Annotated in this window: 14 protein-coding genes and 1 pseudogene; 10 read left to right on the top strand and 5 right to left on the bottom strand. The window is 66.5% G+C overall.

Features of this window, described 5'->3' with window-relative positions:
• The first annotated feature begins 8 nt into the window (after nucleotides 1-8).
• The 7 genes and pseudogenes from ACZZZQ_RS17010 (at nucleotide 9) to lnt (ending at nucleotide 8,013) form a co-directional block, all read left to right on the top strand.
• Nucleotides 9-926, top strand: coding sequence for a hypothetical protein (locus ACZZZQ_RS17010; RefSeq protein WP_053096061.1), 918 nt, complete (start codon nucleotides 9-11; stop codon nucleotides 924-926).
• Nucleotides 926-1,921 (top strand): helix-turn-helix transcriptional regulator, encoded by a 996-nt coding sequence (locus ACZZZQ_RS17005; protein ID WP_295102629.1) that lies wholly within the window; start codon nucleotides 926-928, stop codon nucleotides 1,919-1,921. Before ACZZZQ_RS17010 ends, ACZZZQ_RS17005 begins: the two co-directional genes overlap by 1 nt.
• The gene (locus ACZZZQ_RS17000) at nucleotides 1,918-2,907 is read left to right on the top strand and encodes a helix-turn-helix transcriptional regulator (RefSeq protein WP_295102627.1); all 990 of its coding nucleotides are present in this window, start codon (nucleotides 1,918-1,920) and stop codon (nucleotides 2,905-2,907) included. The genes ACZZZQ_RS17005 and ACZZZQ_RS17000 overlap by 4 nt, the downstream gene beginning before the upstream one ends.
• A gap of 27 nt (nucleotides 2,908-2,934) precedes the next feature.
• Nucleotides 2,935-3,192, top strand: coding sequence for a Sec-independent protein translocase subunit TatA (gene tatA, locus ACZZZQ_RS16995; RefSeq protein WP_053096064.1), 258 nt, complete (start codon nucleotides 2,935-2,937; stop codon nucleotides 3,190-3,192).
• A gap of 54 nt (nucleotides 3,193-3,246) precedes the next feature.
• On the top strand, nucleotides 3,247-4,005 hold the full coding sequence (gene tatC, locus ACZZZQ_RS16990; protein WP_463508106.1) for a twin-arginine translocase subunit TatC: 759 nt from the start codon (nucleotides 3,247-3,249) through the stop codon (nucleotides 4,003-4,005).
• Nucleotides 4,002-6,478: pseudogene (locus tag ACZZZQ_RS16985) on the top strand (DEAD/DEAH box helicase). The gene tatC and the pseudogene ACZZZQ_RS16985 overlap by 4 nt, the downstream one beginning before the upstream one ends.
• 11 nt (nucleotides 6,479-6,489) lie before the next feature.
• The gene (gene lnt, locus ACZZZQ_RS16980) at nucleotides 6,490-8,013 is read left to right on the top strand and encodes an apolipoprotein N-acyltransferase (RefSeq protein ID WP_463507992.1); all 1,524 of its coding nucleotides are present in this window, start codon (nucleotides 6,490-6,492) and stop codon (nucleotides 8,011-8,013) included.
• On the opposite strand, the gene ACZZZQ_RS16975 is transcribed toward lnt, so the two are convergent.
• The 4 genes from ACZZZQ_RS16975 to ACZZZQ_RS16960 form a co-directional block, all read right to left on the bottom strand.
• A complete protein-coding gene (locus ACZZZQ_RS16975; protein ID WP_053096068.1) occupies nucleotides 8,010-8,393 on the bottom strand; it encodes an RNA polymerase-binding protein RbpA in 384 nt (127 codons plus the stop codon). The two genes, lnt and ACZZZQ_RS16975, sit on opposite strands and share 4 nt — an antisense overlap.
• Before the next feature lie 125 nt (nucleotides 8,394-8,518).
• The gene (locus ACZZZQ_RS16970; RefSeq protein WP_463507991.1) at nucleotides 8,519-9,292 is read right to left on the bottom strand and encodes a glycerophosphodiester phosphodiesterase family protein; all 774 of its coding nucleotides are present in this window, start codon (nucleotides 9,290-9,292) and stop codon (nucleotides 8,519-8,521) included.
• Complete coding sequence (locus ACZZZQ_RS16965; RefSeq protein ID WP_053096070.1) at nucleotides 9,289-10,215, bottom strand: SPFH domain-containing protein; 927 nt, start codon at nucleotides 10,213-10,215, stop codon at nucleotides 9,289-9,291. Before ACZZZQ_RS16965 ends, ACZZZQ_RS16970 begins: the two co-directional genes overlap by 4 nt.
• Before the next feature lie 9 nt (nucleotides 10,216-10,224).
• Complete coding sequence (locus ACZZZQ_RS16960) at nucleotides 10,225-10,698, bottom strand: NfeD family protein (protein ID WP_053096071.1); 474 nt, start codon at nucleotides 10,696-10,698, stop codon at nucleotides 10,225-10,227.
• Nucleotides 10,699-10,818: 120 nt separating this feature from the next.
• Here ACZZZQ_RS16960 and ACZZZQ_RS16955 point away from each other — a divergent pair, with 120 nt between their 5' ends.
• Nucleotides 10,819-11,583, top strand: coding sequence for an SDR family oxidoreductase (locus tag ACZZZQ_RS16955; RefSeq protein WP_056278725.1), 765 nt, complete (start codon nucleotides 10,819-10,821; stop codon nucleotides 11,581-11,583).
• Nucleotides 11,584-11,646: 63 nt separating this feature from the next.
• On the opposite strand, the gene ACZZZQ_RS16950 is transcribed toward ACZZZQ_RS16955, so the two are convergent.
• On the bottom strand, nucleotides 11,647-12,246 hold the full coding sequence (locus ACZZZQ_RS16950; protein ID WP_053096073.1) for an HdeD family acid-resistance protein: 600 nt from the start codon (nucleotides 12,244-12,246) through the stop codon (nucleotides 11,647-11,649).
• 137 nt (nucleotides 12,247-12,383) lie between these two features.
• Here ACZZZQ_RS16950 and ACZZZQ_RS16945 point away from each other — a divergent pair, with 137 nt between their 5' ends.
• Nucleotides 12,384-12,824: a helix-turn-helix transcriptional regulator gene (locus ACZZZQ_RS16945; RefSeq protein WP_463507990.1), complete on the top strand. Its 441-nt coding sequence runs from the start codon at nucleotides 12,384-12,386 to the stop codon at nucleotides 12,822-12,824.
• Between the two features lie 5 nt (nucleotides 12,825-12,829).
• Complete coding sequence (locus ACZZZQ_RS16940; RefSeq protein WP_056279056.1) at nucleotides 12,830-13,240, top strand: VOC family protein; 411 nt, start codon at nucleotides 12,830-12,832, stop codon at nucleotides 13,238-13,240.
• The last annotated feature ends 16 nt before the right edge of the window (nucleotides 13,241-13,256 follow it).

The raw sequence follows: 13,256 nt of genomic DNA, 5'->3' as shown, positions 1-13,256 counted from the left end.
TGGAGCGCGTGCGTAAAACGTCCGCCGTTCTGGCAACCATCAGCCTCGCCGTCCTCACTCTGACCGGATGCGCCTCGGCGCCCTCGTTCGCCGGTGATGCGTGCGATCGGGCGGCGGCATCGACCGCATCCGTGAAGGATTCGGTCACCGTCGAGGGCGACCTCGGAGAGGCTCCGGACGTCACCGTGTACAGCCCGGTGAAGGCGGACGAGACGTCCTTCGCCGACGTGGTGACCGGAGAGGGAAACACCCTCACCACCACCTCCCAGCCGATGGTGCTCGACATCGCCTTCTATGGCGGCGAGAGCGGCGAGAAGCTGTACGAGTCCGAGTTCAACGGCGACCCGAGCCGTGTGCACAGCATCTCCTACTGGGCAGAGCGGTCCGCCGGTCTCGAGACCGTTTTGGAGTGCGCGACCGGAGGCAGCCGGATCGTCGCGGTGCTGACCCCCGAGGACTTCGGCGAGGCGAATGTCGAGGCCTTCGGTCTCGAAGAGGATGAGAACGTGGTCGCCATCATCGACCTCCAGGATGTCTACCTCGCTCACGCCGAGGGCTCATCGCAGTTCAACGACGCCCGGGGCCTGCCGACGGTCGTCCGCGCTCCCGATGGCACCCCCGGAGTGATCATCCCCGACAGCGACGCCCCCACCGAGACCGTCACTCAGACGCTCATCAAGGGTGACGGGGAGAAGGTCGAGAAGGAATCGACCATCGTGACCAACATCATGGCGCTCGGATGGGACGACAAGACGGTCACCTCGAGCACGTGGGGTGCCGAGCCCAACATCGGCCCCGCAGCGAAGGAGCTCGTCGGCGCGACGGTCGGCTCCCAGCTCCTGGTCGTCGTGCCCGAGGCAGACGGAAACCCGGCGACCGCGATCGTGGTCGACATCCTGGGCGTCGTTCCCGTCCCGGAGCAGTGATGGCGGCCCGTATTCCCGCGGAAGAGCGCCTGACGAATCTCGTCGTGGCGCTCATGGCCACGGAGATCGGGCTCACCAAGCAGCAGATCCTCGACAACGTGTCGGGTTACCGTCAGCGCGCCGATGCGGGCGTGCGCTCGGATGCACTCGAGAAGATGTTCGAGCGCGACAAGGATGAGCTGCGCACTCTCGGCGTCCCCGTCGAGACGATCGGGGATCAGGCCGATCCGAATGACCTCCGCGAAGCGCGTTACCGTATTCCGCAGGCGGAATACGACCTGCCCAGCGATATCGAGTTCACGGCCGCCGAGCTCGCCGTGCTGCAGCTGGCGGGGAGCGTGTGGAGCGCCGAGTCCGCATCCGGCGACGCCAAGGCCGGCGTGCGCAAGATCCGGGCGCTCGGGATCGACGGCGACGAACCGATCATCGGGTTCGCGCCGCGGATCACCGCGCGCGATGCCGCTTTCCCTCCATTGCAGGATGCGATCGAGAAGAGCCGCGTGGTCGTCTTCGACTACCTCAAGCCGGGGGAGGGCGCACCGCGGCGCCGCAGCATCCGCCCGCTCGCACTCGTCGACTATGAAGCGAGATGGCACGTGTTCGGCGTCGATGTGGACATCGAGCAGGACCGCATGTTCCTGCTCAGCAGGATCGTCGGCGATGTGAAGATCACGGCGAAGGCATTCGACCCTGCGCTGCGCGAGGGCGCGGGGGAGCGTGCCCTGGCCGGTCTCGAGCGCGTCGCCGCTCAGAACTCTGCGCTGCTCGAGGTCACACCCGGCACCGAAGCGTCGCTGCGGCTCGGACGCCGGGCGACTCCGGCGGCGACCCAGGGCATCCTCGTCCCGTTCGTGGACCTGCACATCTTCGCCGACGAGCTCGCGTCGTACGGTCCCGAGGTGCGGGTTGTCGAGCCTGTGGAGCTCCGCTCGGCCGTCGTCGATCGCCTGACCGCGGTCGTAGCGACGAATTCGGATGCGGGGGAGGTCCGATGAGCGCCCAAGGCAAGCCGCTGCTCGCCGCCGACCGAGTCCGCGTCTATCTGACTCTGGTGCCCTATCTCCTCGAGCACGGACAGGTCTCGCTCGCCGAGGCGGCTGCCGAGTTCGGTGTGACCTCGACGGAGATGCGGCAGATGGTCGAGAAGCTCACGGTCATCGGACTGCCCGGTGATTCCGGCTTCTGGCAGCAGCCGCAGGAGATGTTCGACATCAACTGGGACCTCCTCGACGAAGAGGACATCATCGAGATCACCAACGACGTCGCTCTGCGCCGGGTTCCTCGATTCACGGCCCGAGAAGCCGCCGCGCTCCTCGCGGGCCTGCAGATGGTCGCCGCCGTGCCGGCGGTCTCCGACTCGGGATTGGTCAGCGGCCTCATCTCGAAGCTCTCGCGCGGCGCGGCCGATGCGCCGGCCGAGGTCGTCGTCGCGCCGAGCGCCGTCGACGAGGTCCGCCAGGTGGTGTCGAGGGCCGTGCAGAACGGCGTCGCCGTGTCGTTCACGTATCAGGCGCCGGATGCCGCGCCCACGACGCGCACCGTGGATCCCGTGCAGGTGCTCATCACCAACGCGCAGTGGTATCTGCAGGGGTGGTGCCACATGCGACAGGCCATGCGCACCTTCCACCTGGATCGCGTGAGCGATGCCCGGCTGACCGACATCCCGATCACGCACGCGGGCGAGCACGTCCCTGAGGCCTTCTCGGCCGTCGAGGACGAGGGGGAGGTGCGAGTGCGGGTGCCCGAGCGGATGGCGCCCCTGCTCGGAGACTTCCTGACGGCCGACAACTCCGACGCCAGCGATGGGATCGTCACCGTTCGGCTGCATCTCGCAGACCCTCGGGGAGTGAAGCGACTGGCGGCGAAGTTCGGCGGCGCCCTCGAAGTGGTGGATCCCGGCGTCGCTCGAACTGCGGCGCGGGAATGGGCTGCGGCCGGACTCGCCCTGTATCGCCACCCCGAAGGCGACAACGCCCGTTAGACTTTCACCAAACGACGAAGGAGAATCATGGGCGCTTTCGGTTGGCCACATCTGCTGATCATCCTCGCCGTCATCCTGCTGCTCTTTGGTGCGGCGAAGCTGCCGGCACTGGCGAAGAGCCTCGGTCAGTCCGCCCGGGTGTTCAAGGGCGAGATGAAGGCGATGAAGAACGAGGACGCGACTGATGCCGCAGATCCGGCATCCCCGACCACCACGACCTCGGTCGCAGACACCACGGTGACGGCTCGCGACACGGATCCGGGTCAGCCTCCTCGATCCGCCTAGTTCGTGTCCGCTCTCGATTCCGCCGACCAGGAGACGCCGGGCCGTGACAGGCGGATGTCTCTCGGCGCGCACCTGATCGAGCTCCGTAAGCGTCTGTTCATCGCGGCAGGTGCCCTGGTGGTCGGCATGATCATCGCCTTCTTCGTGACGGAGCCGATCATCGAGCTCCTCTCGGTGCCGATCCGCACGATCGCTGCAGAAGCCGGGCGCGAGTACACGGGTCTCAACTTCACGACCGTCACGAGCGGGTTCGATCTGCGGATGCGGATTGCCTTCGCAATCGGACTCCTGATCTCCGCGCCGGTGTGGCTGTGGCAGGTCTGGGCCTTCGTCATGCCGGGGCTCACGAAGAAGGAGACCCAGTACACCTGGGGATTCCTCGGGGCGGCCATCCCGCTGTTCTTCGGCGGTTGCACGGTCGCGTTCTTCGTGCTTCCGCATGTGATCGAAGTCATGGCGTCGTTCGTCCCCACCGGCATGGCGCAGTTCTTCGACTACTCCACCTACTACGACTTCGTCTTCAAGTTCCTGCTCGTGCTCGGCATCGCCTTCGTGCTCCCGGTCTTCCTCGTCGCGTTGAACGTCGCGGGAATCGTATCCGGCCGCGACATCCTGAAGGGCTGGCGAGTCGCCATCCTGGTATGCACGATCTTCGCCGCCGTCACGACTCCGCCTGCTGATGTGTTCTCGATGCTGCTGCTGATGGGATCGATGATCGTGCTGTACTTCGCGGCGACCCTCATCTCGATGCTCTTCGACCGACGCAAGCGCAAGCGCGACGCCGCTGCAGGCATCGAACCCGTGGCCGTATGAGCTCGCCGGCCGAACGATACGCCGCGGCTCGACAGGCGGCAGGGCACCCGGCGACCGTCGCCTTCGCTGCGAACCAGAAGTTCGAGCTCGACCCCTTCCAGGTCGAAGGATGCCACGCACTCGAAGACGGCCAGAGCGTGCTCGTCGCCGCGCCGACCGGTGCAGGCAAGACGATCGTCGGCGAGTTCGCGATCCATCTCGCGATGCAGACTCCACGGGACAAGGCCTTCTACACGACGCCGATGAAGGCGCTCTCGAATCAGAAGTTCCGCGAGCTGGTCGATGTGTACGGCCCGGACGACGTCGGTCTGCTCACCGGCGACACGAACATCAACGGCAACGCCCGGATCGTCGTGATGACGACCGAGGTGCTGCGCAACATGATCTACGCCGACTCGGCCGCGCTCCGGGACCTCCGCTACGTCATCATGGACGAGGTCCACTACCTCGCGGATCGTTTCCGCGGGGCAGTGTGGGAGGAGGTGATCATCCACCTGCCGCAGCACGTACGGCTGGTCTCCTTGAGCGCCACCGTCTCGAACGCCGAGGAGTTCGGGGACTGGCTCGACACCGTGCGCGGGGACACCGAGGTGATCGTCTCGGAGATCCGTCCGGTTCCACTCGAGCAGCACGTGCTCGTCCGTGATGATCTGCTGCCGCTCTTCGACGATCGGGCGGGGATCGCGACCGCACAGGTCAATCAGGAGCTGATGCGGATCCGCTCCTTCACCGGCTCCAACTACGACAACAATCGTTCGGCGCAGGAATATCGCAGCAATCGCCATGCCGGCCGACAGGCGCAGCGCCCGCCACGAGGCGGACGTCGCCCCGTCCGTTCCGCGAACGTGCGTCGGATCGAGCGCATGGATCGCCCGGACGTGGTGCGGCTGCTCGAGCAGGCCAACCTCCTGCCTGCCATCTTCTTCATCTTCAGCAGAGTCGGGTGCGATGCGGCGGTGCAGCAGGTCCGGAGATCGGGCGTGCGGCTGACGTCGACCGAGGAGCGCGCGGAGATCCGAGCGATCGTCGAGGACCGGACCCGTTCGCTGCAGGATGAGGACCTCGGTGTGCTGGGCTACTGGGAGTGGCTCGAGAACCTCGAGCGCGGTGTGGCTGCGCACCATGCGGGTCTGCTGCCGGCCTTCAAGGAGGTCGTCGAGGACCTCTTCAAGCGCAAGCTCGTCAAGGTCGTCTTCGCCACCGAGACCCTGGCTCTGGGCATCAACATGCCCGCGAGAACCGTCGTTCTCGAGAAGATGGAGAAGTTCAACGGCGAGGCCCGAGTCGCGATCACATCGGGGGAGTATACGCAGCTCACCGGTCGCGCGGGACGACGCGGCATCGACGTCGAAGGTCACGCGGTGGTGCAGTGGACCGAGGGCATGGATCCGCAGGCGGTCGCGGCCCTCGCCTCTCGCCGCACCTATCCGCTGAACTCCAGCTTCCGGCCGACGTATAACATGGCCGTCAACCTGATCGATCTGTTCGGCAAGCCCCGGGCCCGCGAAGTGCTCGAGTCGTCTTTCGCGCAGTTCCAGGCCGACCGCGCAGTCGTCGGACTGGCGAGACAGGTCCGCGAAGCGGAGGAGTCGCTGGACGGGTACAAGGCGGCGATGGTCTGCGATCACGGCGACTTCCTGGACTACGCCTCGATACGCCGCGAGCTGAGCGATCTCGAGAAGAAGAACCGCCAGGACTCGAACGCGCCGCGCACATCGCGCGACAAGCGCATGAAGCAGATCCACAGCCTCCGCACGCGCATGCAGCGTCACGGATGCCATCGATGCCCTGATCGCGAAGCCCATGCGCGCTGGGCCGAGCGGTACTGGAAGCTCAAGCGTCAGAACGATCGCATCCGCCGACAGATCGAGACGAGGACCGGCACGGTGGCTCGCGTCTTCGATCGCGTCGTCGAGGTGCTCGAGACCCTGGACTATCTCCACCGAGACGACGAGGGGGAGACAACGCTCACCGAGGCCGGGCGGACGATGCGCCGGATCTACGGCGAACGCGATCTGCTGGTGGCCGAATCTCTCAGGCAGGGGCTGTGGAACGGTCTCGACGCGCCGTCCCTCGCTGCGATGGCCTGCTGCCTCGTCTACGAGCCTCGTCGCGACGAGGCGAACGCGGGGAGCGGGACCTGCCCCGCGGTGCCTTCCGCGCAGCGTACGAGAAGACGACGACCCTGTGGGCCGAGCTGGACGACCTCGAGAAGGACCACCATCTGCCGGGATCCGAGCCTCTGTCGGCGGGCCTCGCCGGTGCGATGCACTCGTGGGCGCGAGGAGGGATGCTGGACCGCGTCCTCGTGGACGCAGACATGGCAGCCGGCGACTTCGTGCGATGGGCCAAACAGACGATCGATCTGCTCGATCAGCTCTCGATCGTCGCGGAAGACGGTGCGCTGGCCCGCAACGCCCGCGTGGCTCTGGACGGCGTCCGTCGCGGCATCGTCGCCTATTCCTCGATGTGAGAATAGGAAGGATGCCCGAACCCCGCGTGCCGCAGCGCCCCCTCCTGCCGCTCTCGCTCGCCCTCCCCGCTGCGGCGATGGCCGCGCTCCTGATGAATCTGTCCTATCCGTCCACTGCGGTGTGGGTGCTGGCTTTCCCGGCCACAGCGCTGCTGCTCGTGGCGCTGATCGGTCGACGGGCCGGCGGAGCTCTGGCGGTCGGACTCGTCTACGGTGTGCTCTTCTTCGGACTGCTCGTGTCCTTCACATCTCGCTACCTGGGCCCGCTGCCCTGGGCGGCGCTGAGTGTCCTGGAAGGCGTGCTCACGGCGGTGGCCGTGATCCTGATCACCCTCGCCTATCGCTGGATGCCCCGAGCCTTCCCGAGCGTCTGGGCGCGGCTCCTGCTCCTTCCGGCCGTGGTGGCGGCGCTCTGGGTCGGGCGCGAGGTGTTCGTCGGCTCCTGGCCCTATGGAGGGTTCCCCTGGGCTCGTCTGGGCATGAGCCAGGCCGAGAGCCCGCTGGCTCACGTCGCGTCCTGGACCGGCGTGAGCGGTCTCAGCTTCCTGATGGTGTTCCTCGTCGCCCTCGTGATCCAGGTGGTGCGCGAACGACTCTGGCGCCGGCCGGCTGCGCTGATCGCACCGGTCGTCGTGACCGTGGTTCTGCTGCTCACACCGCTCTTCCCCACGACCACCAGCGGATCGCTGCGCATCGCGGCAGTGCAGGGGAACGGGCCGAGCGGGTATTTCGACGAGCGCGAGCCCTACTCGCTCATCGACGCGCAGACCGACGCGACCGAACCGCTCTACGGCGAGGACGTCGACCTGCTGGTCTGGCCCGAGGGGTCGCTCGACTTCGATCCGTTCCAATCGGACTCTCTGGCGAGAAGAATGAGCGCGATCGCCTCGCGTGTCGGCGCACCGCTGCTGGCGAACGCCGCCACGGAACGAGACGGTCTGTTCTACAACGCGTCGATGCTCTGGACGCAAGAGGGCGCCGACGGGCAGGTCCATGACAAGCGGCATCCGGTCCCCTTCGGGGAGTACGTCCCCGACCGCGCCTTCTTCAACGCGCTCGCACCCGATCTGATCGGTCTGATCCAGCGCGAGTACACCCCGGGCTCGAATCCGCCGGTCATCGACGTCGACGGTGTGAAGGTCGGGCTGGCGATCTGCTTCGACGTGATCTACGACGACGTGATCAGCGAGGGCATGGCAGACGGTGCCGAAGTGCTCGTCTTCCAGACGAACAACGCGGACTTCCGTGGGACGAATGAGAATCTGCAGCAACTCGCCGTCGCGCGGATGCGTGCGATCGAGACCGGCCGCAGCGTCGTGAACATCTCGACGGTCGGCACCAGCCAGGTGATCCGCGCGGATGGCACGACGGTCTCGAGCCTGGATGCAGGAAAGGCCGGAGCGTTGCTCGAAGATGTCGAGCTGCGCTCCGGCCTGACTGCTGGAGTCGTCCTGGGACCCTGGATCCAGGGTCTTCTGGTCTGGGGCGGACTGGGCGCGCTGGCCTTCGGGTGGTTGCGCGCCCGCGGGCGCTAGGCGCCGATCTTCTCGCGGGTCGGGTCTTCACCTGCGCCGCGGCGGGCGCGGATGAAGGCGAGTCGCTCCTCGAGGAGCTCCTCGAGCTCTGCGCGGGTACGACGCTCGAGAAGCATGTCCCAGTGTGTGCGGGCGGCCTTCTCGTCCGTGGCGTCGAGCGTGACGGCCTGGCCGTCGACGTTCAGGCGCGCGTCCGCTCCGCAGGAACGGCATTCCCACGTCTGGGGCGGCTCTGCGTCCGCCGAGAACATCAGGTTCGTGACATGGCCGCAGGTGTCACAGATGTAGGTGGTTTCACGGCGCTCCATGAAAACGACGCCCTCTTCGCTCTGTAGGCTCTGGGCGCCGAGTCGGATGCCGCGTAGGCTGCGATCTGCCATTGTGTGGTCCTCTCGTCGCTGTCAGGTATAACGCTCCAGCCTGTGCGCTTCATCCATACGAGCGCGTTCTCGGCGCTATTCACAGCGGAATCCCAGCGCCACAGCGTAATGGCGGCGTGGCGGTCTCAGCGGCCGATCGTGACCAGCGCGAGATCGGCGCGGTCGGTGACGATGCCGTCGACACCGAGCCGGACGAGTCGTCGCATGGAGTCCGCGTCGTTCACCGTCCACACATGAACCTCGACGCCGCGCCGGTGCGCCGCTCGGAGGAGTGCAGGCGTCAGCACCTTCACGCCGCGATGCCGCTCAGGAATCTGCAGCACGTCGATGTCGAGCAGAGCGCGGCCGGGGGAGAGGCGCAGAGCGGAGAGAGCGCGGACCGCGGCGATGGTGCGGCTGCCGCCCGACGTCGCCGGTCTGAGCGGAGCCCCCGCGCGCAGGACCGCTGCGATCGTCGCACGTCGGTTCGCATCGGAGAAGCTGGTCACGAGAACTCGATGCGTGTGGTCCGCCAGGAGGGGGCCGAGGGGTGCTGCCGCGTCGACGGTCTTGACGTCGATGTTGAAGCGCGTGGTCGGGAAGGCGGAGAGTGCGTCAGCGACCGTGAGCAGCCCGCCGTGGTCGGAGAAGATCGCCGAGAGTTCGCGGGTGCGCACCTCACCTACGGGACGGGGATCGTCGGCCAGTCTGTGCAGGGTCGCGTCGTGGAAGAGCACGACGTCACCGTCGGCCGTCACTCGGCAGTCGGTCTCGATGTACTCTGCTCCGGCGGCATGAGCGGCGGCGACGGCGGCGGCCGAGTTCTCCCAGACACCGGAGTCCCCGCCCGCCGCGGTGATTAGACCGCGGTGAGCGAGGACTCGGGGGTGACGCGCCTTGACGAAATACGGGTGCGTCACGCGCCCGGCAGGTTCGTCGGGGGCTGTCCCGGTCGCGGGGTGAACGCGGTGCCGATGCCCTTGAGCGCCTCGGTCAGCTCGCTCGGGATGATCCAGAGCTTGTTCGACTGGCCTTCGCTGATCTTCGGAAGCATCTGCAGGTACTGGTACGCGAGCAGCTTGTCGTCAGGCTCGCCCTGGTGGATGGCGGTGAAGACGTTCTGGATCGCTTCGGCCTCACCCTGGGCGCGCAGCACGGCGGCCTGCTTGTCGCCCTCTGCGCGGAGGATCTCCGCCTGTCGCGCACCTTCGGCCTCGAGGATCGCCGACTGCTTGGTTCCCTCAGCCGTGAGGATCGCCGCTCGACGGTCCCGCTCGGCGCGCATCTGCTTCTCCATCGAGTCCTGGATGGAGATGGGCGGGTCGATGGCCTTCAGCTCGACGCGGCCGACGCGGATTCCCCACTTGCCCGTCGCCTCGTCGAGCACGACGCGAAGCTGTCCGTTGATGTTGTCGCGACTGGTCAGGGCCTCTTCGAGGTTGAGTCCACCGACCACATTTCGCAGTGTCGTCGTCGTCAGCTGCTCGACGGCGCCCAGATAGTTGGCGATCTCGTATGTCGCAGCGCGAGCATCGGTGACCTGGAAGTAGACGACGGTGTCGATCGAGACCACCAGGTTGTCCTCGGTGATCACGGGCTGCGGCGGGAAGGACACGACCTGCTCGCGCATGTCGATGAGGGGACGCAGCCGGTCGATGAACGGCACCAGGATGTTCAGACCCGGCGTCAGTGTCTTGTGATATCGGCCCAGGCGTTCGACCACGCCGGCCGTGGCCTGGGGGATGATGCGGATGGAGCGAGCCAGCGTGACCACCACGAAGATGATGATCGCGATGACGAGGATCCACCCGATCGCTGCGGGGATGAACGATGCATCGTCCAAGAGACTCTCCTAGTCGTTGACGGGACGGACGGTCGCGGTCGCGCCGTTGATCGTCATGACGGCGATCGGTGAACCTTGCGGGATCGGCACGGCTCCGGCGGTGCGGGCGGTCCAGGTGTCGCCGTTGCTCAGCTTCACCTGGCCGGAGATCTGGGTGATGTCCTGCAGCGCGATGCCTCGGAGATCGAGAAGCGCGTCGACGTTGGACTTGGTCGGGTCCTCGCCCCGATGCAGGCGTTTGATCAGCGGCGGACGCAGGAACAGGATGAAGAGCGCGGCCGCCGCGGCGGCGATCAGCACCTGTACCCAGACCGGGATGCCGAGGAAGTCCGTGACGAGCCCGACGACGCTGCCGAAGCTCAGCATCAGGAAGGTGAAGTCGAGAGTCAGCATCTCGATCACGAGGAAGATGGCGATCAGGATCAGCCAACCGATCCATGCCCATTGGTCGATGAACTGAACGAATGTCGCGAAGTTGTCCATGCGGCCTCCTTTGCGGTCAACCTATCACGCAGGTCGAGCCCGGTCCCGGCTGGACGGGGCCGGCTTGATAGTCTGAAAGCGCCGTGTCATCACGGCGAATCACGCATCAGAGGAGTCACTGTGACCGACGTTCTTCCCGCAGGTTCTCTCGAGGGCAAGGTCGCCCTCGTCACCGGCTCGTCTCGAGGCATCGGGGCGGACACCGTGCGCTACCTCGCCGAGGCCGGCGCCGACGTGGTGATCAACTTCCGCAACAAGGCCCCACGTGCAGAGAAGCTCGCCGGGCAGCTGCGCGAGCTGGGCCGCCGCGTGCTGGTCGTCGGTGCCGACCTGACCGACCCCGCGTCCGTCGGCGAGATGTTCGATGCGGTGAAGGCCGAATTCGGACGCCTCGACGTCCTCGTCCTCAATGCCTCCGGCGGCATGGAATCGGGAATGGCCGAGGACTACGCCCTGACCCTCAACCGCGACGCGCAGCTGAACGTCCTCGATGCGGCTGTTCCGCTGCTCGGCGACGGCGCGCGGGTCGTCTTCGTCACGAGCCACCAGGCGCACTTCATCCGCACCACCCCGACCATGCCGGAGTACGAGCCCGTCGCCCTGTCGAAACGCGCCGGAGAAGACGCGCTCCGCGAGCGGATCCCCGGCCTCGCAGAGAAGGGCATCGGCTTCACCGTGGTGTCCGGAGACATGATCGAAGGCACGATCACCGCGACTCTGCTCGAGCGCGCCAACCCCGGAGCGATCGCGGAGCGGCGCGAATCCGCAGGCAAGCTCTACAACGTGTCGGAGTTCGCCGCGGAGGTCGCTCGCGCGGCAATCGACGCTGTCCCCGCCGACAACACGCGTCTCGTCGGCGATGTGAGCGCATTCGCCGCGGAGTGAGCGGCTGATACCACCGAAAGAGCCCCGTCCGCGTGGACGGGGCTCTTCGCGTTACGGGGAGGATCAGAGCGCGGAGTCGGCCTTCGCCGATGCCACGAACTCCTTCGCGTCCTTGCCCAGTGTGATCGCGCGCACGATCTGCACGATTCCGAGGACGACGAGCGAGATGCCGAGCACCAGCCAGAGCACGGCTGCCGCGTACAGGGGCGAGAAGAGGACGACGATACCGGCGATGATGCTCAGCAGAGCGTAGAGCAGCGTCCAGACTCGCGAGCCGTCCTTTCCGAGAAGCGACAACGCGACCACTCCGTCGACGATCCAGCTGATGCCGATGAAGATGACGACGACGAGCGCCAGAGTGGCAGCGGCCACGCCGAGGTTCGCGAACGCGATGACGCCGGCCACGATGTACACGAGGCCCAGCACGATGTGGCCGACTCGAGCCCACCCGCCCTTCACGCGGGAGAAGATGCCGAGCCCGATGTAGACGAGGCCCGCGATCACGAGGTAGGTGGCGAAGATGCCCGTCACGATGACGGCGGACTTGGCGGGCCAGACGAGCAGGACGATGCCCGCGATCAGTGCGATGACACCGGAGACGGCCAGGACGACTCGAATGGACTTGAACAGCGATTTCGCTTCGGAAGCGAGGGAATCAGTCATGGTGGGGACCCTTTCTGAGAAAATCCTGTGAGGGATGCTGACAGAGTAGCGCTGTCCGGTGACGGATGGGGGAACCCGATATCGATATGTCGCCGACGTTCACACTCCGTCACGCGCGGTCATGGCAAAATCAGGGGGTGACCTCGGACGATGACGCGCGGCTCCGCGAGCTCGTCGTGATGCGCAAGGTGCGGGATCGGATCGACCGCGAGTTCGCCACGCCCCTCGATGTGGAGGCGCTCGCCCGCGGAGCACACATGTCGGCCGGCCATCTCAGCAGGCGCTTCAAGGAGACCTACGGCGAGTCTCCATACTCCTATCTGATGACGCGGCGGATCGAGCGCGCGATGGCTCTGCTGCGCCGCGGCGACCTCAGCGTCACCGAGGTGTGCTTCGAAGTCGGATGCTCATCGCTGGGCACGTTCAGCACTCGATTCACGGAACTGGTCGGTGTCCCACCCCGCGTGTATCGTGAGCGCGCCGCCGACGTCGACGGCATTCCGACGTTCCAGGCGAAGCACGTCATCCGACCGATCAGGAATCAAGAAGCGCCGCGCACGGGCGCGCACCTAACGTGAGTCTCATGAACATCAGCATCCACTACGCATTCCTTCCGCACACCGATGCCGAGGCGGCTCTCGGCTTCTACCGTGACGCCCTCGGCTTCGAGGTGCGCAACGACGTCGGCTACGACGGCCTGCGGTGGCTCACGGTCGGTCCCGCGGGGCAGCCGGAGACGTCGATCGTGCTGCACCCGCCGGCAACCGATCCCGGGATCACGGACGCCGAGCGCCAGACGATCCTCGAACTCATCGCGAAGGGCAGCTACGGCGCGCTGACTCTCGCGAGCGACGATCTCGACGCGGTGTTCGAGCGACTTGTCGACAACGGCGCCGATGTGGTGCAGGAGCCCATGGATCAGCCCTACGGCGTGCGCGACTGCGCCTTCCGAGACCCCGCAGGCAACCTGCTCCGAATCAACCAGGCCGGCTGACCCCGGTCGCTACTCG

Source organism: Microbacterium sp. AC132 (assembly GCF_979258525.1).
This window is presented reverse-complemented; position numbering and strand designations above follow the sequence as displayed.